Origin of the sequence: Pseudomonas sp. Irchel 3H3, assembly GCF_900187635.1 — a bacterium.
In the GTDB taxonomy this organism is placed as follows: Bacteria; Pseudomonadota; Gammaproteobacteria; order Pseudomonadales; family Pseudomonadaceae; genus Aquipseudomonas.
The window spans coordinates 392,367-414,069 of sequence record NZ_FYEC01000001.1 but is presented as its reverse complement, the minus strand read 5'-3'; the positions used below and the strand labels follow the sequence as shown (position 1 = coordinate 414,069).

Here is a 21,703-nt window from a genome sequence, read left to right as displayed (position 1 = left end):
TTGCCCAAGTAAAAACGCCCGGCCATTGGCCGGGCGTTTTTGTTGGTCGGGACAATAACGAGGGGTGGTCGATGAGTAAGGTCAGTGTGTTGGTCGTGGACGATGCTGCGTTCATTCGTGATCTGATGAAGAAGTGCCTGCGCAACTACTTCCCGGGCATGCGCATCGAAGACGCGGTCAACGGCCGCAAGGCGCAAGGCCTGCTGACCCGCGAAACCTTCGACCTGGTGCTGTGCGACTGGGAGATGCCGGAAATGTCCGGCCTGGAGTTGCTGACCTGGTGCCGCGAGCAGGACGCCCTCAAGACCATGCCGTTCATCATGGTCACCAGCCGTGGCGACAAGGAAAACGTCGTCCAGGCGATCCAGGCCGGTGTTTCGGGTTATGTGAGCAAGCCCTTCACCAACGAGCAATTGCTGAGCAAGGTCAAACAGGCCCTGAATAAAATCGGCAAGCTCGATGCCTTGCTGAATCAGGCCCCGGCCAAGCTGGCACCGGCATTCGCCAATGACTCGCTGAATGCCCTGACCGCCGGCAAGGCGCCAGTGGCTGCGGCGCCAGCGCCCAACGCGTATCTGCAAAACCGCCCGGCGGAGCCCGCCAAGGGTTTGCTCAGCAGCCCGCCGATCAAGGCCCCGATGCCGTCGCCCGCCGGTGGCCGTGGCCAGGGCCAGTTGCGCCTGCCCAGCGGCATCCAGGCCTGCGTGATCAAGGCCCTGAGCATCAAGGAAGCGCTGCTGGTGGTCAAACGCAGTGAGACGCTACCGCAAGTGCTCGACAGCGCCGTGCTCGACCTGGAGCAGGGTGACAACGCCGAAATCGCCCGCCTCAACGGCTACCTGCATGCCATCGTCGCCCACGAGCCGAAACCCGACAGCGAGTGGCTGCAACTGACCTTCCGCTTCGTCGACCAGGATGCCCAGAAGCTCGATTACATTTCCCGGCTGATCGCCCGGGGCACGGCGCAGAAGCACTTTGTACCGGGTGCGTAATCAGCTTTTGAAACAGCTGGCGCCAGCCTGGGGCCATTCTGACTGCTAGGCTCACCTCAAGCCTGCCCCGACAGAATGCTGCCCATGCTCGCGCGATTGCTGATTTGCTGTGGCCTGCTCATGGCCTCGAGCCTGGCCGTGGCCACGACCATCTACAAGACCCAGCACGCCAATGGCGTGGTGTCCTATAGCGATCGGCCGTCCCGTGGGTCCCAGGTGTTTGTATTCCGCGACCGGATGGACGAGCGCCTCGACCGCCAGGTGCACCTGCAGATCAAGAAGCAGGCGGGCAGCCACAGCGTGTATGTGCGCAACGACCTGTATGCGCCGGTCGAGGTCGAGTTGAGTTTTCACCAGGTGAAAAACCTCAGTGGCGTGCCCGCCCAGGCCATCCGACAGGTCCTGCCAGCGCGTAGCAGCACCCGTCTGGCGCTGCTCAAGGCGTCCCGCGCCGGCAAGCCGCTGATCTATACCCCCAGGCTCAAATACGCCTTGGGCGACCCCTCAGGCGCCACGCTGAGCTATCGTTACCCGCTACCCTGGCGCGGCGGTCCGTTTCGCCTGAGTCAGGGTGCCAACGGCCAGTACAGCCATTACGGACCGAAGAATCGCTACGCCATGGACATCGCCATGCCTGAAGGCACGCCGATCATTGCGGCACGGGCCGGGGTGGTGGTGAAAACCGAGAACCGCCAGAGCGGTCGCGGCACGGATCCGGCGGGCAACTTTGTGCGGGTGCTGCACAACGACGGGACCATGGGCGTGTACCTGCACCTCAAGCAGGGTTCGGTACGGGTCCGTGAAGGGCAGCGGGTGGCGGTGGGCAGCGCCCTGGCGCTGTCCGGCAATACGGGCAACAGCAGCGGTCCGCACCTGCACTTCGTGGTGCAGCGCAATACCGGGTTGGGGCTGGTGTCGATCCCGTATCAGTTCAGCCAGCCGGTGGGCAGCCTGCCGAACTTCGCGTTGGGGAGATAGGTGGGCCTGCAGATAAAAGATCGCAGCCTGCAGGCTGCGATCTTTCCCGGGTTCAATCGAGCATCAGTACCTTGGCCAGGACGATTTTCGGGCCTTTCATCTTTTTGATGATGATCCGCAAACCTTCGACTTCCAGCACTTCTTCCTCTTCCGGTACCCGCTTGAGGCTGTCGTAGACCAGCCCGGCCAGGGTTTCGGCTTCGACGTGGTCCAGATCCACGCCCAGCAGGCGCTCGACCTTGAACAGCGGGGTGTCACCGCGGACCAGCAGCTTGCCCGGCTGGTAGGCCAGGATGCCGCGCTCGGCCTTGCGGTGTTCGTCCTGGATGTCGCCGACCAGCACTTCCAGCACGTCTTCCATGGTCAGGTAGCCGATGATGTTGCCGTCGGCTTCCTCCACCACGGCGAAGTGCGAGCCGCCTTTGCGGAACTGCTCCAGCAACTGCGACAGCGGCATGTGCCGCGACACGCGCTCCAGTGGGCGGGTCAGCTCGGCCAGGTTGAACGACTCGGGAATGTGGTCCAGCGCGGCCAGTTCCAGCAACAGGTCCTTGATGTGCAGCAGGCCGACGAACTCTTGGCGCTCGCTGTCGTACACCGGGTACCGGCTGAACTTGTGGCGGCGGAACATCGCCAGGATTTCCTTGAGCGGCGCGTTGAACTCCAGCGTCACCAGGTCTTCCCGGGAGTTGGCCCAGTCGACCACTTCCAGCTCGCCCATTTCCACGGCCGAGGCCAGCACGCGCATGCCTTGGTCGCTCGGGTCCTGGCCACGGCTGGAGTGCAGGATCAGTTTCAGTTCTTCACGGCTGTAGTGGTGCTCGTGATGCGGGCCGGGCTCACCTTGGCCGGCAATGCGCAGGATCGCATTGGCACTGGCGTTGAGCAGGTAGATGGCCGGGTACATGGCCCAGTAGAACAGGTACAGCGGCACGGCTGTCCACAGCGACAGCAGCTCGGGCTTGCGGATCGCCCAGGATTTCGGAGCCAGCTCACCGACCACGATGTGCAGGTAGGAAATGATGAAGAAAGCGGTAAAGAACGACACGCCCTTGATCACTTCCGGCGATTCGACGCCCACGGCGCCCAGCAGCGGCTCGAGAATGTGCGCAAACGCCGGTTCACCCACCCAGCCCAGGCCGAGGGAGGCGAGGGTGATGCCCAGTTGGCAGGCCGACAGGTAGGCGTCGAGCTGACTGTGCACGGTGCGCAGGATGTGGCCGCGCCAGCCGTTCTTGTCGGCAATCGCCTCGACCCGGGTCGAGCGCAGTTTGACCATGGCAAATTCCGCCGCAACGAAGAAGCCGTTGAGCAAAACCAGGATCAGTGCAAAAAGAATCATGCCGAAATCGGCGAAGAGTGTAGCGAGGGACAAGCCAGGGGAAGGGTCCATGATGGAGTTTTGCGGGTTCCGTATATTCGAATAAAGGGGGTGCAGACGAGCCTGAAAGGCAGGCCCAAGTCAGCCAATGTAGCGGCTGACAGGGCAATTGCCTAGGGGGAAGTAGCGCGGGGGGCTAGTCGGTCAGGCTGCTGGTGCGTGATTTGCTCACCTGCACCGGCACAAAATGGCAGGTGAAGGTGCTGCCATGGCCTGGCACGCTGCTGATTTCCATCCGGGCGCGGTGGCGCAGCAGCACGTGCTTGACGATCGCCAGGCCCAGGCCGGTGCCGCCGGTGTTGGAGTTGCGGCTCGAATCGACGCGGTAGAAACGTTCGGTCAGGCGTGGCAGGTGCTTATTGTCGATGCCGATCCCCGAGTCCTGCACGCTCAGGTGCGCGCCTTGCTCATCGCCCCACCAGCGGATGCGGATATGGCCTTCGGCCGGGGTGTATTTCACCGCATTGAACACCAGGTTGGAGAACGCGCTGCGCAACTCGGCCTCGCTGCCCTTGAGCTGAATCGAGGGGTCGGCCTCAAGGGTGATTTGCTGGTTGCGTTGCCCGGACAGCGCCAGGGCGTCGCCCTTGATCGACTGCAGCAGGCTGTCGATCGCCACTGGCTGGTTGTCCGAGGGATAGTCGGTGGCCTCGAGCTTGGCCAGTAGCAGCAAGTCATTGAGCAAGGTCTGCATGCGACCGCCTTGCTGCTGCATCTGCTGCAGCGCGCGGGTCCAGCGCGGGTTCACGTCTTCGACGTTGTCCAGCAGGGTTTCCAGGTAGCCGCTGATTACCGTCAGTGGCGTGCGCAGTTCATGGGAAACGTTGGCGATGAAATCCTTGCGCATCTGCTCCAGCTGATGGATGCGCGTCACGTCGCGCACCAGCATCAGGTGCTCATTGTTGCCATAACGGGTGATGTACAGCTGGATGCGCATCCGATCGTTGGTCGGCGAGGGGATTTCCAGCGGCTCGGCGTAGCTGTCTTGCTCGAAGTACTCCTTGAAGCGCGGGTGGCGCACCAGGTTGGTCACCGGTTGGCCGCTGTCCTGGGGCGTCTTGAGTCCCAGCAGGGTTTCGGCGGCGCGGTTCCACCATTCCAGGTTGCCATCGCTGTCGAGCATCACCACCGCGTCCTTGAGTGCCGCTGTGGACTCCTGGACCCGGTCGATCACCGCTTGCAGGCGCCCGCGCACCCGTTGATCGCGGCGTTGCAGGTGGTAGATGCTGTCGAATACTTCGCCCCACAGGCCGTAGCCATCGGGCGGTGCTTCATCGGGTTTGTGCAGGCGCAGCCACTCGTGCAGGCGCAGCAATTGCTTGAGGGTCCAGCCCAGGTAAAGACCCAGGCCCACGGCCAGGCTCCAGCCGTAATAGCCGGTGATCAGGCCGATCACCAGGCAGCCGGTGACCAGCAGCAGCATGTGGCGGATCAGGGTGCCATGCCAGTTTTGGTTCACGGGGGGTCCTAAAGGCAGCTTCTAGTTTCAAGCTGCAAGCTGCAAGTTGAAGCGGCTCTGCTGTTGCTTGCCGCTTGTAGCTTCAAGCTTGCAGCGGTTTTTATGCCTTGGTCGAAAAACGATAGCCGGTACCGCGCACGGTTTGTACCAGACTTTCGTAAGCATCACCCAGGGCTTTGCGTAGGCGACGGATGTGCACGTCCACCGTGCGCTCCTCGACATACACATTGCCGCCCCAGACCTGGTCCAGCAACTGGCCACGGGTGTAGGCGCGTTCCTGGTGGGTCATGAAAAACTGCAGCAGGCGGTATTCGGTGGGGCCCATCTCGGCCGGTTTGCCGTCGATGGTTACCCGGTGGCTGATCGGGTCCAGCAGCAGGCCGCCCACTTCAATCGGGGCTTCACCTTCGGTAGGGCCGGTGCGGCGCAGCACGGCCTTGAGGCGAGCGACCAGCTCGCGGGGGGAAAACGGCTTGGTGATGTAGTCATCCGCGCCCACTTCCAGGCCCTGGATCTTGTTGTCTTCTTCGCCCTTGGCGGTGAGCATGATGATCGGGATATCACCGGTCAGCTCGTCACGCTTGAGGCGGCGGGCCAGTTCGATCCCCGAGGTGCCAGGCAGCATCCAGTCGAGCAGGATCAGGTCCGGTTTGCGGTCGACGATAATGGCGTGCGCCTGTTGGGCGTTCTCCGCCTCCAGGCAGTCATAGCCGGCCATTTCCAACGCAACGGCGATCATTTCGCGAATGGGCGCTTCGTCGTCGACGATCAGAATGCTCCTGCCAACCATGGGTTTAATCCTCTTGTCATTTAACTGTCTTGCGCCGCATTAGATAACGGAATTATTGCAGTCGTGTTACAGCATTCCAGTGTCTCTGCGAGGCGCGTGATCCTGGGCTAAGCTCTAAGTCCGAATCCTGACTACCACAAAAGAAGGTTTCCATGACTGACTATGCTCACTCCTTCAAGGCCTTGGTACTCGCTGCTGCCCTGGCCTTGCCGGCAATCGCCATGGCTGCCGAGCCGGCAATGATGAAAGGCGGCATGATGGTCGATCCCCAGGGCATGACGTTGTACACGTTCGACAAGGACAGTGGTGGAAAGTCGATGTGTAACGATGATTGCGCAAAAAACTGGCCACCGCTGACGGCGCCGGCGGATGCCAAGGCCGACGGCAAATGGACAGCGATCAAGCGTGACGACGGCAAGATGCAATGGGCTTATGACGGCAAGCCGCTGTACACCTTCGTCAAGGACGAAAAGCCCGGCGAAATGAAGGGCGACAAGATGAAAGACGTCTGGCACGTGGTTCACCAGTCGCAGAAATAACCCGTTGTTGTAGCCGCTGGCGAAGGCTGCGTCCGGCTGCGCCAGCTGCTACAAAATCTCCACCGCCCCGTCAGCGCAACGCGTAATCCAGCACGATCCCGACAAAAATCGCCAATCCTGCCCAGTGATTGTGCAGGAACGCCCGGAAGCACTTCAGTCGGTCCCGGTCGCGGGTGTACCAGAACTCCCAGGCGAAACAGCCGGCAGCCGCCAGCAAGCCGAGGTGGAACCAGCCGCCCAGGGCGAACTTCGAGCCGGCCAGCCACAGGCAGCCCAGCGCCAGCCCCTGCAGCGTGAGAATGATTGCCCGGTCGGCATCGCCAAACAGGATCGCCGTGGATTTCACGCCGATCCTCAGATCATCATCGCGGTCGGTCATGGCGTAGTAGGTGTCGTAGCCAACCGTCCACAGCAAGTTGGCGATCCACAGCAGCCAGGCGATGGCCGGCAGCTCGCCGGTCTCGGCGGTGAACGCCATCGGCATGCCCCAGGAGAACGCGGCACCCAGCACCACTTGCGGGTAATAGGTGTAGCGCTTCATGAAGGGGTAGCTGGCCGCCAGTGCCAGGCCACCGAATGACAACCAGATCGTCGCCGCGTTGGTGCACAGCACCAGCAGGAAGCTCAGGCCCATCAGCAGCGCAAAGAACACCAGCGCCTCCCGGGAGCTGATTCTGCCGGCAGCCAGTGGGCGTTGGGCGGTACGCTTTACATGGCCGTCGACCTTGCGGTCGGCCCAGTCGTTGATCACACAGCCGCCGGCGCGGGTCAGTACCACGCCGAGGATAAAAATCACGATGTTGGCCAGGGACGGCGAGCCTTCACCGGCGATCCACAGTGCCCACAGGGTCGGCCATAGCAGCAGGTAGATGCCGATGGGTTTGTCCATGCGCGTCAACTGGACGAAGTCCCAGGCGCGCGGGTTCAAGCGATTCAGCGATTTGAGCAGGTTCTGGTACATCAGCCATTCTCCGCAGGCGCGCCAACCGCCCGCCACAGGGCCGGCAAGAAGATTTCTGCGACCAGCACGCTCAAGCCACCGCGGTCGAAACGCGAACGGCGGCCCCACAAGGCCGGGGCCTGAACCTCAGGGGGCAGCCAATCAACGGGGTAGTGGCAGACCTCGATGGCGCGGCGCTGGAACGCCTGGTCACAGAACAGCAACTCCCCCAGGGAGCGGCTGCCCAATTCATCCATGTTCAAGCCGCCATCGCGCAACGCACTGCGCGCCGCCACGCTGCGGGCAAATACCCAGGCCTGGCCGTGGCCGCGCAAATACACCTCGCGCACCCAACCTTCACTGTCCGCTGGCAAGTCGAGGACGGCGCATTCATCGGCGCGCAACGGCTGCCAACCTTCGTACAGCGGCGTGACGCTGAAACCGTCATTCGACAAGCGCGTCAGGCGTCGGGTGAGCGAGCCTTGATCGAACAGCCAGTCGAGGGTTTGCGCATCGGGAAGGGGTGTCAGCTGGCTTTGCGGTAGCCAGAGCGGAGTCGGGGCGAGGGCGTTTGAGTGCGGCACAGTGAGTCATTATTGGCAGCAAATGAGGCGGCGAGCTTAACATGTTGGTCGGCGATATTGAGTGATCGGACCGGCCTGTGGCGTCGAACACGCTTGCATCTGTCGAGTGCGATCAGTACAAAACGCCCTGAGCCGGACGGCGGACCCTTGGCGGGCGACTGTCCGCGCCAGATAAAGCCTGTGAATCCGAGGAAACAAGCAATGAAGAAGTGGCAATGCGTAGTCTGTGGGCTGATCTACAACGAAGCCGACGGCTGGCCGGATGACGGCATCGCACCGGGTACCCTGTGGCAGGACGTGCCAGAAGACTGGCTGTGCCCGGACTGCGGCGTGGGCAAGATGGATTTCGAAATGATTGAAATCAACTAACCGATTCGAGGAGTAAGGAATGAACGCACCTGTCGTGATCGTCGGCACTGGGCTGGCTGGCTACAACCTGGCCCGGGAGTTTCGCAAACTCGATGGCGAAACTCCGCTGTTGCTGATTACCGCAGATGACGGGCGCTCCTACTCCAAGCCGATGCTCTCCACCGGCTTTGGCAAGAACAAGGACGCCGACGGCCTGAGCATGGCCGAGCCTGGCGCCATGGCCGAGCAGCTCAAGGCCGAGGTGCGCACCCATACGCGCATCAGCGGCATCGACCCGGGCCACAAGCGCCTGTGGATTGGTGAAGAGGCGGTAGCCTATCGCGACCTGATCCTGGCCTGGGGCGCAGAAACCGTGCGTGTGCCGGTGCAGGGGGACGCGCCAGAGGCGATCTTCCCGATCAATGACCTGGAAGACTATGCCCGTTTTCGCGCAGCCGCCGCCGGCAAGCGCCGGGTGCTGTTGCTGGGGGCCGGGCTGATCGGCTGTGAGTTTGCCAATGACCTGATCCTCGGTGGTTATGAGGTGCAACTCGTAGCGCCGTGCGAGCAGGTCATGCCGACGTTGCTGCACCCAGCCGCCGCGGCTGCGGTGCAAGCCGGGCTGGAAAGCCTGGGGGCGAAATTCCACCTGGGGCCGGTGCTCAACCGTTTGCAGCGCACCGCTGACGGCCTGGAAGGGCATTTGTCCGACGGCCAGGTGCTGCCTTGTGACGTGGTGGTCTCGGCCATTGGCCTGCGCCCGCGAATTGATCTGGCGGCGGCCGCCGGTTTGCAGACCAATCGTGGGGTGATGGTGGACCGGCACCTGAAAACCTCCCACGCCAATATCTATGCCCTGGGTGACTGTGCCGAGGTCGATGGGCTGAATCTGCTGTACGTGATGCCGCTCATGAGTTGTGCGCGGGCGCTGGCACAAACCCTGGCCGGCAACCCGACCGCGGTGAGCTACGGAGCGATGCCGATCACCGTGAAAACCCCGGTGTGCCCGCTGGTGGTTTCCCCGCCGCCACGGGGCTCTGAGGGCGTCTGGACGGTGGAGGGGCAGGGCGCCGACATCAAGGCGCTGTGCCGCGACAGCAGCGGCAAGCTCCTGGGTTACGCCCTTACGGGGGCGGCGGTGATGGACAAATTGGCTCTAAACAAGGAGCTTCCGGCGCTTCTGGCATAAATACAGGTCGTTCTGTCGGAATCACCCCGCTTTAACCCCTACAAAGGTCGCGTCGAGACTGGCGTAGCCCGTATCCGCGTGCCATCCTCACACCCGTCTGCCGCAGAGTAGAGCCTGCGGCGCCTTGGGCGCTGTTCCGGAAGAACAGCACGGACATAACAACAAAAAACCGTCAAAGAGGCTTCACTCATGCGTAAACCAGAACTCGCCGCCGCAATCGCCGAAAAAGCTGATCTCACCAAAGAGCAGGCCAACCGCGTTCTCAACGCCGTTCTTGAAGAGATCACCGGCGCACTGCACCGCAAGGACAGCGTCACCCTGGTAGGGTTCGGCACTTTCCTGCAGCGCCACCGTGGTGCCCGCACCGGCAAAAACCCGCAGACCGGTGAGCCAGTGAAAATCAAGGCCAGCAACACCGTCGCGTTCAAGCCAGGCAAATCGTTGAAAGACAGCGTTAATCCGTAACCCCCGACCACCCTCCCGTATAACGGGTGAGCTGGATCGAAAAATGGGCACGCCAATCAGGTTGGGTGCCCATTTTTTGTGGCCGCTGACTTGGGCTGGCTGCGGGCAAAAACTGGCCAGCGGAGGTCTTTGGTTTGAATCGTTGACGGTGACTTGGTAGTCATCTTACGTAAAAAGCAGCTCATCTCCCGACAACGATAGGTAACAGTGGCGTTCCAGTTTGAACTCGTTAAACTGCCCCGGCGTTCACTTTTTTCTTCTGGGGCTTGAGCATGAAATTTCGTTTTCTCCTGTGGATGCTGGGCTTGCTGATGCGCAAGGCCAGCCGGACCAACCCGGCTTTTCAGCAGCAGTTGGCCGACAAGGACCTGGTGTTCCAGTTGCAGACGCAGGACGGCAAGGTGGCACGGCATTTCGTGGTCAAAGACCAGCGCATCACCAGCAAGTCCGGGCTGTATGCCGAGCCGGCCTTCGCCATCGCTTTCAAGGACGCAGCCTACGGTTTCGCCACGATGCAGGCGAAGAACAAGCAACTGGCATTCATGACCGGGATCCAGGACAAGTCGATCCAGATCAAGGGCAACCCAGCGCTGGTGATGTGGTTCCAGGGGCTGACCAAGTATCTGAAACCGCGCAAGGCCAAGCCTAAGGCGTGAGGCCGACGCTGGCGCCGGGCAGCGTAGTGCCTAGGTGTGGGAGAACTGCGACGCCAGTTCGCGCAACAGCACTTCGGCATCCAGCACCTTGCTGACCGCTTCCTCGGCTTTGTCGCGGGTCAGGCCCAGGCGCTCGAGCAGGGCGTCGGGGATGTTGGTGTCCGGGCCGGAACCGACGCCTCGGCTGCGCAGCAGGCGTACGGCCAGGCACACCAGATTGGCATACTCGGCGAATTCGCCGTCGTAGCTTGGGTCGTGCTGGAAGCGCAGGGCGGTGGCCAGTTCGTCGGGCATGTCCCAGTGGCGCATCAGCCAGGCGCCGATCTGTTCCCGGCTGATCCCCAGCAAATGCTGCTCAATATAGGTGTGGCACAGGTGCGGGTTGACCTCCAGGTGACGGCAGATCAGCGAGAAGTGTGGCGGGAAGACATGGGCCAACAGCAGGTAGCCAAAGTTGTGCAGCAGGCCTGCCAGGTAGGTCAGGCCGGCTTCCGGGCGTTGGGCCCGCGGCATGGCCCGGGTCAGGCCTTCGATGACGGCGGCGGTGTAGATCGACTGCTGCCAGTACGGCGTGGCCTGTTGTGGGTGATCCTTGGGCAGGCTCAGGGTTTTCCCCAGGGCCAGGCCCAGCGCCAGGTTGATCACCAGGTCAAAGCCCAGTACGCGGACAATTGCGTCTTCCACCGAGCGGATCTTGCCCGGTGACGCGTAGTACGGCGATGCCGCCCAGCTCACGACCTGGGCGGCGAGTGCCGGATCGGTTTCGACGACGCCGGTGATGTCGTCGATGGTGGCATTGGGGTCGACCCGCAGTTTGATGATTTTCTGTGCGGAACCGGCCAGGGGTGGAATCTCGATGGTCGCTTCCAGGCGTTGCTGGATGCGGCGCGCGGTGAAGGCCTGGACGGCCTGGGTGATTTCCTCGCGGTCATCTCCCGGGCGGTCGAGGTTCGGCCGGATGCGGCTCAGCGGCTCGCCAAAATTTGCGGCGCTGGCCTGGGTGAGCATGCTCTTGAAGTCTTCGCCGCGGATTTCCAGGAGCATGCCTGGCTCGCCGGAATTGATCAGCAGCAGTGGCTGGTCGAGCAGGCTTTGTTCGTACAGGCACGGAGAGCTGGTGAGGGCCGGCAGGCCGGGCAGCAGGCTCAGGTTGTGCTTGCCAAGCATGCGCTCCAGGCGGTCCTGCGGCACTGCGGTGAGGCGGCGACCGGTGAGTTCGGCCAGGCGATTGAGGTCCAGCAACTGGCTCTGCGGGAACAGCACCATGAGCGCACCGATGGCGTCGTCGAGCAGCACTGCCTGGACCTTGCGCTCGGCATTCAGGCCTGGATGTTCAAGCACTTCGGTGTAGCCGATGCCTAGCTTGCCGAGCAATAGCCGGATAACCGACGGCGTGTGCGGGGTTTCGCCAGCGAGAGCAACTTCAGTCATGGTCTGGATCCGATCCCTACAATTTCGAGAGTATAACCAGCTTGCGGGTGCCCTTGCTGGCCAAGCCAGGCGACACGTTACACCTGGCCGTATTGTTGACCATGGCGTAGCCAGCGATCCAGCAACGGGCTGACATGGTGCGGCCAACGTTCCAGCAGCGCCTGCGCCGCGTCGCGCACCGCGGGTAACAGGTCGGCGTCGCGCATCAGGTCGGCGACCTTGAATTGCAGCAGGCCGGTCTGGCGAGTGCCAAGCATTTCGCCGGGGCCGCGCAGCTCAAGGTCCTTTTCGGCGATCACAAATCCGTCGTTGGTTTCGCGCATGATGCCCAGGCGTTGCCGGCCGATCTGCGACAGTGGTGGGTGGTAGAGCAGCACGCAGTGGCTGGCGGCGCTGCCTCGGCCCACCCGGCCACGCAGTTGGTGCAATTGCGCCAGGCCCAGGCGCTCCGGGTTTTCGATGATCATCAAGCTGGCATTGGGCACGTCGACCCCGACTTCGATCACCGTGGTGGCCACCAGCAGTTGCAAGGCCCCGGCCTTGAACTCGGCCATCACCGCGGCCTTTTCCGCAGGCTTCATGCGGCCGTGGATCAGCCCCACCTTCAATTCGCCGAGGGCGGCGGTGAGGTCGGCAAAGGTGGTCTCGGCGGCCTGGCAGGTGAGTTCTTCCGATTCCTCGATCAGGGTGCACACCCAATACGCCTGGCGCCCTTCGGCACAAGCCCCGCGCACGCGCTCGATGACTTCGACGCGGCGCGTGTCGGTGACCAGCACGGTATTGACCGGGGTGCGCCCGGGCGGCAGTTCATCGAGGATCGAGGTGTCGAGGTCGGCGTAGGCGCTCATGGCCAGGGTGCGTGGAATCGGCGTGGCGGTCATGATCAACTGGTGTGGACACATCCGCCCGCCCACGCCTTTCTGGCGCAGCGCGAGGCGTTGCTGGACGCCGAAGCGGTGCTGTTCGTCGATGATCACCAGCGCCAGGTTCTTGAACTGCACTTCATCCTGAAACAGTGCGTGGGTGCCGACCACCATTGGCGTGCCGCTGGCGATCTGTTCGAGGGCGGCGACACGGTTCTTGCCCTTGAGCTTGCCGGCCAGCCAGGCGACTTCCAGGCCCAGGGGCTCGAGCCAGCGCTTGAAGGTGATGAAGTGTTGTTCGGCGAGAATCTCGGTGGGCGCCATCAGTGCCACCTGGTAGCCAGCCTCCAGCGCTTGCAGGGCGGCGAGGGCGGCGACTACGGTCTTGCCGGCGCCGACATCGCCCTGGATCAGCCGCAGCATGGGTTCGTGCTGGCTCATGTCGTAGGCGATTTCATTGCCCACCCGTTGCTGCGCGCCGGTCGGCGGGAAGCCCAGGTTGGCCAGGTATTGGGCCGGCAATCGGCTGGCTTTGGGCATGGCCGGCGCGCGTAGCGAACGCATGCTTTCGCGCAGGCGTTGTTGCGACAACTGATGGGTCAACAACTCTTCGAATGCCAGGCGATGTTGCGCCCAGTGGTGGCCCAGGGCGAGTTCGTCGACATCGGCATCGGCGGGTGGGTGATGCAGGTAGCGGATTGCGTCGTCCAGCGGCGCCAGTTGGTAGTCACGCGCCAGTTCGCTGGGCAACCAGTCCGGCAGGCTGCTGGGGCCGAGCAAGGTCAGGGTTTGCTGGCACAGTTGGCGCAAACGCTGTTGGGTCAGGCCTTCGGTGAGCGGGTAGACCGGGGTCAGGGTTTCATCTACCGGCGGCGGTTCGTCGCCGGTGATGGCGCGGTACTCCGGGTGGTAGATCTCCAGGCCCGATGCACCGGGCCGTGCTTCGCCGTAGCAGCGCACGCGGGTGCCACGTTTCAGGCCTTCCTTTTGCGCGTTGCTGAAATGGTAGAAACGCAGGCTCAAGCCGCCGGTGCCGTCCTGCAGGCGTACTACCAGGCTGCGGCGCCGGCCCATGACCACGTCGGCGCCGCTGACGGTGCCTTCGATCACAGCATCCTGCCCGGGCCGCAAATGACCGATGGGCACCACCCGGGTGCGGTCTTGGTAGCGCAGCGGCAGGTGGAACAGTACGTCCTGGAGGTTCTCCAGGCCGACCTTGGCGAGTTTTTCGGCCATGGCTTCGCCGACACCCTTGAGTGCCGTGACCGACACTTGCGACAGCTCCGTCATGGCGAACGCTTAACCCGCAGCCGTGGCCGGCTTGGCCACCGAGCAGAGACGGATCGAGTCGGCGAGGATTTCAATTGCTTTGGGCCGCGGGAAGCTGGCGCGCCAGGCGATGGCCACGGTGCGGAACGGCACCGGTGGGGTCAGCGGGCGCACTTCGATCACGCCGGGGGCGTAGTGGTGACTGTCGACGGCCGACAGCGGCAGGATCGAGATGCCCAAGCCCGAGGCCACCATGTGGCGGATGGTTTCCAGCGAGCTGGACTCGACCGTGGTGTGCTTGGCACCGTCGTTGCCCTTGGCCAGGGTCGGGCAGGCTTCGAGGACCTGGTCGCGGAAGCAGTGACCTTCACCGAGCAGCAACAGGCTCTTGTCGTTGAGCAGGCTGGCGTCGATGGTGTCTTTCTGGGTCCAGGGGTGCTGGGCCGGCATCAGGACGTAGAACGGCTCGTCGTAGAGTTGCAGGGTCAGCACGTCGGCTTCGTTGAACGGCAGGGCGATGATGATCGCGTCCAGCTCGCCGTTGCGCAGTTTGTCGCGCAGCACGTGGGTGAAGTTCTCTTCGATGTACAACGGCATCTGCGGGGCGACCCGGTGCAGTTGTGGAATCAGGTGCGGGAACAGGTACGGGCCGACGGTGTAGATCGCGCCGACCTTGAGCGGCGCGGTCAACTGGTTCTTGCCGGCCTGGGCCAGTTCACGGATGCCTTGGGCCTGCTCCAGGACCTTCTGCGCCTGGGCGACGATGCCTTCGCCGACCGGAGTCAGGCGCACCGCGCTTTTGCTGCGCTCGAAAATCAGCACACCGAGTTCGTCTTCAAGCTTTTTCACGCCCACCGACAGGGTCGGCTGACTGACGTGGCAGCGTTCAGCCGCGTGGCCGAAATGCTGTTCTTGGGCGAGGGTAACGATGTAGCGTAATTCTGTGAGAGTCATAGCGGGCGTCCGTGAAGTTGCGGGCCAAGCATACCGGCTGCAATCGATAGACGCACGTTATCAGACTGAGTGTGTGGAGTGACACTGGGCAATGCATCTTTGCCGTTGCCGGATATGCAGAAGGCACCTTTCGGTGCCTTCCTTGTAGGGCATTGTGTTGCTTAACGGCGCTTCTTCTCCAGCGAGTACACAAACGGTGCGACGATTTCGATCGAGCCGTTGTTGAGCATATCGGCCGGTGGCTTGGGCAGGGGCTGGGCGCGGCGGATCATTTCCAGGGTGGCCCGATCCAGATCGGCGTTGCCGGAGCGTCCAACCAGCTCATAGGACAACACCTTGCCTTCGGCATCGACCACAAACCGCAAGCGGTTCAGGCCTTCCTTGCCGCGTGCCTGGGCACCCGGCGGGTACTTCTTGTACTTCTGCAGGTGCGCCAGCAGTGTGCCTTGCCAACTGGCCTTGGCGGCATTTTGTGCTGCCGTTGGACCGGGGCTGGGCTGTGCCGATTTGGCGGGCGGTACGTTGCTTGGCTGGGCCTCGGACGGTGGCGTTTCCGAAGGTTTTTCCTTCACCGGCTCAGGCTTTTTCTCTACCGGTTTAGGCGGCTGAGGCTTGGGCTTGGGTTTTGGCTTGGGCACCGAGATCGTCGGTTTTGGCGCCTCGGCCAGTTTCGGCAGCGGCAGTTCTTCTACCGGTGTCGGCGGTTGGGGTGGCGTTACGACCTTGGGCGGTGCCGGTTGCGGTGGCGCCGGAACAGGCGCCAACTCGACCAGCATCGCCATCGGCGGCAGCGTGACGGGGGGCGAGGACTTCCAGTTGAGCGCGAGGATTACCGCGACCGCGTGGACGCCGAGCACCACCGCCAGGCTAGCGCTGTAACGCGTCAGCTTTTGGCGCGTCGTGATCATTTTTTGGCTGCCGTCTCAAGTCCGACCAGGCCGACCTTCAGGTAACCGGCTGCCCGCAGGGCATCCATTACGTGCATCAGGTCGCCATAGTCCACGCCTTTGTCGGCCTGGAAGAAGATGGTGGTGTCCTTCTTGCCCTGGGTGCGAGCATCGAGGGTCGCGCCGAGGGTCTCGGTCTTGACTTCGTCTTCGCCCAGGTACAGCCGTTGGTCGGCCTTGACGCTGAGGAACACCGGTTTCTCCGGTCGCGGCGCCGGCTTGGCGCTGGAGGCGGGCAGGTCAACCTTGATGTCCACGGTGGCCAGCGGGGCCGCCACCATGAAGATGATCAACAGCACCAGCATTACGTCGATGAACGGCGTAACGTTGATTTCGTGGTTCTCGGCGAGGTCGTCGCTCGCGCCTTCCTTCAAATGCAAGCCCATGGCTGATTACCCTACTTTGACCATATGCGGCTGCGAGGAGCGCTCGCTTGGCAGGTGATCGAGGTCGCGGCTGACCAGCAGCAGGACTTCAGCGGAGGCGTCGGAGACCTGAGCCTTGTAGCCGGCGATGGAGCGGGCGAAGACGTTGTAGATGACCACGGCAGGAATCGCCGCCACCAGGCCCAGCGCGGTTGCCAGCAGGGCTTCGGCGATGCCGGGGGCGACCACGGCGAGGTTGGTGGTCTGGGTCTTGGCGATGCCAATGAAGCTGTTCATGATGCCCCACACGGTGCCGAACAGGCCGACGAAGGGAGCGGTGGAGCCGATGGTGGCCAGCACGCCGGTGCCATTGCTCATGTTGCGACCGCAGGCCGCGACCAGGCGCTCCAGGCGGAAGCTGACACGTTCCTTGATGCCTTCCTTTTCACGGCTGTTGGCCGACAGGCGCATCTCTTCCAGGGCGTCATGGACCAGCAGGTTGGCCAGGGTCCCGGCCTTGGTGGCGGTAGCGCTGGCTTCCTTGAGGGTGGTGGCCTTTTTCAGGTGAGTGATTTCACTGCGCAGGCGACGCTTGGCAGCCATCAGCTCGAAGCCCTTGGCGATCCAGATGGTCCAGGTGATGACCGAGGCGATGGCCAGGCCGATCATCACGATCTTCACGATAATGTCGGCGTTCTGGTACATGCCCCACGGCGACAGGTCATGGGCCATGCCCAAGGTGTTGTCGGCTTCCAGGACTTCAGGCTCGTCAGCGCTAGGTGCGTCGCTAGCCAGTGCCGGGTCGGTAGCGACCGGCGTCACGGTTGGCGCTGCGTGGTCGGCGTTGCCATGGGCGGCGTCGGCGGCCGGTGCAGGTGCTACTGCTGGGGCTGGCGCGGTGGCGGAGGTTGGCTCATCGGCGAACGCTGCGGTGGGGGCCAGCAGGAGACTGAACACCAGTGCGGCTACGGCGCTCAAGGCGCGCAACGGGCGGACGGGTGTGGTTGGCGAAGCGGAGAGTGGATTGCGTGTCATGCTGGCCGGACCTGAGAGAAAAAGAGGGTTAATGTCCTTCCAGGCCTCGTGGGGCCGAGAACAAAGTGGCGGGCATTATTGCAATTAATTCTTGTTAACAGAAGTAATAGCGTCTCTTTTTTTCTTCTATTACTAGCCGCTCGTCCATTGTCGAGGCTAGTCTGTGCCTTTATCAGGGGAGTGAATTGATGTCCGCGCCTAGTGTATTGATCGCCGGTTGTGGTGATGTCGGCGGCCGTCTGGCTGAGCAAATGCTGGCAAAAGGCTGGCAGGTCTATGGGTTGCGTCGCACCATTGCCAACCTGCCGGCTGGGGTGATCGGGGTCGCCGGTGATCTGTTCAACGAAGATTGCCCAGAGACCTGGCCTGTCGGAGCTGTGGACTACCTGGTGTATTGCGCGGCAGCCACCGATCACGACGAGGCGGGCTATCGCGCGGCCTATGTGCAGGGCCTGCAGCATGTGCTGGGCTGGCTGGACGACTACGGCCAGGTGCCCGAGCGTTTGCTGTTTGTCTCCAGCAGCAGTGTCTACGAGCAGCAGGACGGTGGTTGGGTCGATGAAACCGCTCCGGCCAAGGCTTCGGCGTATTCCGGGCGGGTGATGCTGGAGGCCGAGCAGATAGCACTGGGCAGCGGCATCCCGGCCAGCGTGGTGCGCTTGACCGGAATTTACGGTCCGGGCCGCGAGTGGCTGTTGACCCAGGTGCGTCGTGGCTATCGTGTGGCCGTGGACCCGCCGTTGTATGGCAACCGGATTCACGCCGACGATGCGGCCGGGTTGCTGGCGTTCCTGCTCGATGCCAACCATCAGGGTGTGGCGCTGGACGATTGCTACATTGGCGTCGACGATGCACCCGCCCCGCTGGCCGAGGTGGTGATGTGGCTGCGCGAATACCTGGGAGTGACGGAGTGGGCCGAAGACGCCAGCGTGCGGCGTACCGGCAGCAAGCGTTGCAGTAATGCGCGGGCGAAGGCGTTGGGCTGGAAGCCCCGGTATCCGACTTATCGCGAGGGCTATGCGGCGATTCTGGCGGGCAAGGCCTGAGGCGGGAGCGAGTCGGGCGGGATTGCGGCTGCGCGCGATGCACGTCATCGATTACGCGCGCTGCCTGAGGCCATGCGTTAGCCCTGAGTTCATCGCGAGCAGGCTCGCTCCCACCGTTTCCTGGCGGCTTACTGCTTTTCCAGGGTCCACTGGCGAGTGCCAGGGGAGAACGACGGCTTTTCATCGGCCTGTGCGCCGTTGACCGCCTGGAAAATCTCCATGTCATCGCCCTTGCGGGTAAAGATCCATGGGTTGCCCTGCTCGTTGAGTTGCAGCCAGATGGTGTCATTGCCACCGCTCATCGACGCGCAATCACCGGCCAGGCACAAGGCGTAGCGATCGGCACCCGGCAAACCCTGCACTGAGCCGTCGGCCTGGAACTGCACAGTATTGCCTTCTCCAGGGCCGTTGACGATCTTCCAGCCACCGCCCAGGTAGGCCGAATAAAGTGCACGCTCAAAGCTGGCACCCAGCGGGGCGCCTACGGGAACGGCTTCCTTGGGCAGGTCAAACGTCTGCTCCGGCTCATTGTCGTTGGCCGCTTGTTGCAGTTGTTTGCCATCGCGTTTCAATTCGCTGCCGGAGCTGCCGTACACCTCGATCTTCCAGGTGCCGGATTGTTCGCCGAGGATCTTGCCTTCGATGTTTTCAAAGCCATTGGTGTAGCGCGCCTGGCTGGCCTTGGTGTTGACGTCCCATTCCAGGTTCGGGCCATTGGCTTGCAGGGCTTCACGCAGCGGAACGCCCTTGGCTGCGGCATCGATAGCCGCCTGGTTGATCCAGGTGCCGCTGATGTCGCGGTCGGCAGGGTCACTGGCACAGCCGCCGAGCAGCACCGCAAGCAACGAGAGAGCTAGCGCTTTGCGCATGAGGAAATCCTTTGGGAGCGGGGTCGGCGTTACCTGTCAGGTAACGCCGCGCGTGTTACTCGATTACCAGAATGGCGTCCATTTCAACCTGGGAGCCCTTTGGCAGGGCAGCCACGCCGATGGCGGCGCGGGCAGGGTAAGGCTGGTCGAAGTACTTGCCCATGATCTCGTTGACCTTGGCGAAGTGGCTCAGGTCGGTGAGGAAGATGTTCAGCTTGACGATGTCCTTGAAGGAACCGCCGGCAGCTTCTGCTACTGCCTTGAGGTTCTCGAACACCTGGACGGTCTGGGCTTCGAAGCCTTCAACCAGTTCCATGGTTTTTGGGTCGAGCGGGATCTGGCCGGACATGTAGACGGTGTTGCCGGCCTTGATCGCCTGGGAATAAGTGCCGATAGCGGCTGGGGCCTTGTCGCTGGTGATAACTGTCTTGGTCATTGATGACTCCTTGTAATGGCTTGGCTACGTTAGCGAGCTATGCACGCATGCGGGTGATGCGGATCACCCCGGTCAGGGCGCGCAGTTTCTTGATCACGCGGGCCAGGTGCACGCGGTCGTGTACGCTGACCACCAGTTGAACCACGCTGATGCGACCATCGCGTTCGTCCATGCTGATTTTCTCGATGTTGCCGTCGGCGGCATTGACGCTGCTGGCCAACAGGGCGATCAGGCCGCGCTGGTGTTCCAGTTCGACGCGCAGCTCGACGTTGAATTCGCCGGTGACATCCTTGGCCCACGACAACTGGATGCATTTTTCCGGGTTGTGGCGGATTTCGCTGATGTTGCGGCAGTTGTCCAGGTGCACGACCATGCCTTTGCCCGCGGACAGGTGGCCGACGATCGGATCGCCCGGAATCGGCGTGCAGCACTTGGCGTAGCTGAGCACCAGGCCTTCGGTGCCGCGGATTGCCAGCGGACCTTCCGGGCTGGGCAGTTGTTCGCCTTCGCCCAGCAGGCGGCGGGCCACGACATAGGCCATGCGATTGCCCAGGCCGATGTCTTCGAGCAGGTCTTCGATCAGTTCGAGGCGGTACTCGGCGAGCATGGCCTTGACCCGCTCGGCCGGGATTTTTTCCAGCGAGCTGTCAAAGCCGTTGAGCACCTTGTTCAGCAGGCGTTCGCCGAGGCTGATGGATTCGGAACGGCGTTGCAGTTTCAGGGCATGGCGGATGTGGGTGCGTGCCTTGCCGGTGACCACAAAGTTGAGCCACGCCGGATTAGGTCGAGCGCCCGGGGCGCTGACGATCTCGACTGTGGAGCCGCTTTGCAGGGGCTCGGACAGCGGTGCCAGGCGGCGGTTGATCCGGCAGGCGATGCAGCTGTTGCCGACGTCGGTGTGCACCGCGTAGGCGAAGTCGACCGCCGTGGAGCCTTTGGGCAGCTCCATGATCCGGCCTTTGGGCGTGAATACGTAGACCTCGTCCGGGAACAGGTCGATCTTCACGCTTTCAATGAATTCCAGCGAGTTGCCGGCGCGTTGCTGCATTTCCAGCACGCCCTTGACCCACTGGCGGGCGCGGGCATGGGTGCCTTTGGGCTGCTCGTCACCGCTGGACTTGTACAGCCAGTGCGCGGCGATGCCATTGTTGGCCATCTCTTCCATTTCACGGGTACGGATCTGGATCTCGATCGGTACGCCGTGCATGCCGAACAGCGTGGTGTGCAGCGACTGGTAGCCGTTGGCCTTGGGGATTGCGATGTAATCCTTGAAGCGCCCCGGCAGTGGTTTGTACAAATTATGTACAGCACCTAGCACGCGGTAGCAGGTATCGACCTTGTCGACGATGATCCGGAACGCGTAGACGTCCATGATCTCGTTGAAGGCCCGACGTTTGCCGCGCATTTTTTTGTAGATGCCGTAGAGGTGTTTCTGCCGGCCGCTGACTTCGCCCTGGATTTCATCGATGGCCAGGCAGTGGCTCAAGGACTCTTCGATCTTGTTGACGATTTCCTTGCGGTTGCCCCGGGCGCGTTTAACGGCCTGGTTGATCCGCGCGGAACGCATTGGGTGCATGGCCTTGAAGCCGAGGTCTTCGAACTCTATGCGGATGGCGTGCATGCCCAGCCGGTTGGCAATGGGGGCATAGATTTCCAGGGTTTCCTTGGCGATGCGCCGGCGTTTTTCACCGGACAGCACTTCCAGCGTACGCATGTTGTGCAGGCGGTCGGCCAGCTTGACCAGGATCACGCGAATGTCGCGCGCCATGGCCATGGCCATTTTCTGGAAGTTTTCCGCTTGGGCCTCAGCCTTGGTCTCGAAATTCATCTGGGTCAGTTTGCTGACCCCATCGACCAATTCGGCCACGGTTTCGCCGAACTGCGCTTGTAGCGCTTCCTTGGCAATACCGGTGTCTTCGATCACGTCATGCAGCATTGCCGCCATCAGGCTCTGATGGTCCATGTGCATGTCGGCAAGAATATTGGCCACGGCAAGAGGATGCGTGACGTACGCCTCGCCACTGCGGCGGCGTTGGCCGTCGTGGGCTTGTTCGGCGTAGAAATACGCTCGGCGGACCAGGTTGACCTGGTCATTGCCGAGGTAGGTCGATAAGCGATCGGCGAGGGCGTCTATGCTCGGCATGATGACTCCTGCCGATGGCTGTGA

At 62.5% G+C, this 21,703-nt stretch carries 22 protein-coding genes; 8 read left to right on the top strand and 14 right to left on the bottom strand.

Annotation, left to right across the window (positions count from 1 at the left end; all coding sequences use genetic code 11):
* Positions 1-71: 71 nt before the first annotated feature.
* Positions 72-992 (top strand): response regulator, encoded by a 921-nt coding sequence (locus tag CKW24_RS01965; RefSeq protein ID WP_095164926.1) that lies wholly within the window; start codon positions 72-74, stop codon positions 990-992.
* An 84-nt stretch (positions 993-1,076) separates the two neighbouring features.
* Positions 1,077-1,970: a peptidoglycan DD-metalloendopeptidase family protein gene (locus tag CKW24_RS01960; RefSeq protein ID WP_095164924.1), complete on the top strand. Its 894-nt coding sequence runs from the start codon at positions 1,077-1,079 to the stop codon at positions 1,968-1,970.
* Positions 1,971-2,022: 52 nt separating this feature from the next.
* Here the strand turns inward: CKW24_RS01960 and CKW24_RS01955 are convergent, their stop codons facing one another.
* The 3 genes from CKW24_RS01955 to phoB form a co-directional block, all read right to left on the bottom strand.
* Positions 2,023-3,363, bottom strand: a complete 1,341-nt coding sequence (locus CKW24_RS01955; RefSeq protein WP_095164922.1) for a hemolysin family protein — start codon at positions 3,361-3,363, stop codon at positions 2,023-2,025.
* A 124-nt stretch (positions 3,364-3,487) separates the two neighbouring features.
* Positions 3,488-4,774: a phosphate regulon sensor histidine kinase PhoR gene (gene phoR, locus CKW24_RS01950; RefSeq protein ID WP_256585382.1), complete on the bottom strand. Its 1,287-nt coding sequence runs from the start codon at positions 4,772-4,774 to the stop codon at positions 3,488-3,490.
* Between the two features lie 136 nt (positions 4,775-4,910).
* Positions 4,911-5,600, bottom strand: coding sequence for a phosphate regulon transcriptional regulator PhoB (gene phoB, locus CKW24_RS01945; protein ID WP_095164918.1), 690 nt, complete (start codon positions 5,598-5,600; stop codon positions 4,911-4,913).
* 152 nt (positions 5,601-5,752) lie between these two features.
* Between phoB and CKW24_RS01940 the strand changes: the two genes are divergently transcribed.
* On the top strand, positions 5,753-6,139 hold the full coding sequence (locus CKW24_RS01940) for a hypothetical protein (protein WP_095164916.1): 387 nt from the start codon (positions 5,753-5,755) through the stop codon (positions 6,137-6,139).
* 70 nt (positions 6,140-6,209) lie between these two features.
* Here the strand turns inward: CKW24_RS01940 and ubiA are convergent, their stop codons facing one another.
* Both ubiA and CKW24_RS01930 read right to left on the bottom strand, forming a co-directional pair.
* Positions 6,210-7,100, bottom strand: coding sequence for a 4-hydroxybenzoate octaprenyltransferase (ubiA, locus tag CKW24_RS01935; RefSeq protein ID WP_095164914.1), 891 nt, complete (start codon positions 7,098-7,100; stop codon positions 6,210-6,212).
* Positions 7,100-7,663 (bottom strand): chorismate lyase, encoded by a 564-nt coding sequence (locus CKW24_RS01930; protein WP_095164913.1) that lies wholly within the window; start codon positions 7,661-7,663, stop codon positions 7,100-7,102. Before CKW24_RS01930 ends, ubiA begins: the two co-directional genes overlap by 1 nt.
* Before the next feature lie 201 nt (positions 7,664-7,864).
* On the opposite strand from CKW24_RS01930, the gene CKW24_RS01925 reads away from it, so the two are divergent.
* From CKW24_RS01925 to CKW24_RS01910, 4 genes are all read left to right on the top strand, one after another.
* Positions 7,865-8,032, top strand: a complete 168-nt coding sequence (locus tag CKW24_RS01925) for a rubredoxin (RefSeq protein WP_007954349.1) — start codon at positions 7,865-7,867, stop codon at positions 8,030-8,032.
* A 19-nt stretch (positions 8,033-8,051) separates the two neighbouring features.
* Positions 8,052-9,200, top strand: coding sequence for an NAD(P)/FAD-dependent oxidoreductase (locus tag CKW24_RS01920; RefSeq protein WP_095164911.1), 1,149 nt, complete (start codon positions 8,052-8,054; stop codon positions 9,198-9,200).
* Between the two features lie 189 nt (positions 9,201-9,389).
* A complete protein-coding gene (locus tag CKW24_RS01915; protein ID WP_003213368.1) occupies positions 9,390-9,665 on the top strand; it encodes an HU family DNA-binding protein in 276 nt (91 codons plus the stop codon).
* Positions 9,666-9,937: 272 nt separating this feature from the next.
* Positions 9,938-10,321 (top strand): SCP2 sterol-binding domain-containing protein, encoded by a 384-nt coding sequence (locus tag CKW24_RS01910; protein WP_095164909.1) that lies wholly within the window; start codon positions 9,938-9,940, stop codon positions 10,319-10,321.
* Between the two features lie 30 nt (positions 10,322-10,351).
* Here CKW24_RS01910 and CKW24_RS01905 read toward each other — a convergent pair whose 3' ends face one another.
* The 6 genes from CKW24_RS01905 to exbB form a co-directional block, all read right to left on the bottom strand.
* Positions 10,352-11,752, bottom strand: a complete 1,401-nt coding sequence (locus CKW24_RS01905; RefSeq protein WP_095164907.1) for an aminoacyl-tRNA deacylase and HDOD domain-containing protein — start codon at positions 11,750-11,752, stop codon at positions 10,352-10,354.
* Positions 11,753-11,829: 77 nt separating this feature from the next.
* Entirely contained in the window at positions 11,830-13,905 is a 2,076-nt protein-coding gene (gene recG, locus CKW24_RS01900; RefSeq protein ID WP_095164905.1) for an ATP-dependent DNA helicase RecG, read from the bottom strand.
* Between the two features lie 9 nt (positions 13,906-13,914).
* Positions 13,915-14,838, bottom strand: coding sequence for a hydrogen peroxide-inducible genes activator (locus tag CKW24_RS01895; protein WP_095164903.1), 924 nt, complete (start codon positions 14,836-14,838; stop codon positions 13,915-13,917).
* Between the two features lie 161 nt (positions 14,839-14,999).
* Positions 15,000-15,746 (bottom strand): energy transducer TonB, encoded by a 747-nt coding sequence (locus CKW24_RS01890; RefSeq protein WP_095164901.1) that lies wholly within the window; start codon positions 15,744-15,746, stop codon positions 15,000-15,002.
* Positions 15,743-16,171 (bottom strand): TonB system transport protein ExbD, encoded by a 429-nt coding sequence (gene exbD / locus CKW24_RS01885; protein ID WP_095164900.1) that lies wholly within the window; start codon positions 16,169-16,171, stop codon positions 15,743-15,745. Before exbD ends, CKW24_RS01890 begins: the two co-directional genes overlap by 4 nt.
* 6 nt (positions 16,172-16,177) lie before the next feature.
* On the bottom strand, positions 16,178-17,185 hold the full coding sequence (gene exbB, locus CKW24_RS01880; RefSeq protein WP_095164898.1) for a tonB-system energizer ExbB: 1,008 nt from the start codon (positions 17,183-17,185) through the stop codon (positions 16,178-16,180).
* 188 nt (positions 17,186-17,373) lie between these two features.
* Here exbB and CKW24_RS01875 point away from each other — a divergent pair, with 188 nt between their 5' ends.
* Positions 17,374-18,231 (top strand): SDR family oxidoreductase, encoded by an 858-nt coding sequence (locus CKW24_RS01875; protein WP_095164896.1) that lies wholly within the window; start codon positions 17,374-17,376, stop codon positions 18,229-18,231.
* 128 nt (positions 18,232-18,359) lie between these two features.
* Here CKW24_RS01875 and CKW24_RS01870 read toward each other — a convergent pair whose 3' ends face one another.
* The 3 genes from CKW24_RS01870 to spoT are packed head-to-tail and all read right to left on the bottom strand — an operon-like array spanning position 18,360 to position 21,679.
* Positions 18,360-19,100: a hypothetical protein gene (locus CKW24_RS01870; RefSeq protein WP_095164894.1), complete on the bottom strand. Its 741-nt coding sequence runs from the start codon at positions 19,098-19,100 to the stop codon at positions 18,360-18,362.
* A gap of 55 nt (positions 19,101-19,155) precedes the next feature.
* Positions 19,156-19,536 (bottom strand): RidA family protein, encoded by a 381-nt coding sequence (locus tag CKW24_RS01865; RefSeq protein WP_003229509.1) that lies wholly within the window; start codon positions 19,534-19,536, stop codon positions 19,156-19,158.
* 37 nt (positions 19,537-19,573) lie between these two features.
* Positions 19,574-21,679: a bifunctional GTP diphosphokinase/guanosine-3',5'-bis pyrophosphate 3'-pyrophosphohydrolase gene (gene spoT, locus CKW24_RS01860; RefSeq protein ID WP_095164892.1), complete on the bottom strand. Its 2,106-nt coding sequence runs from the start codon at positions 21,677-21,679 to the stop codon at positions 19,574-19,576.
* Between the last annotated feature and the right edge of the window lie 24 nt (positions 21,680-21,703).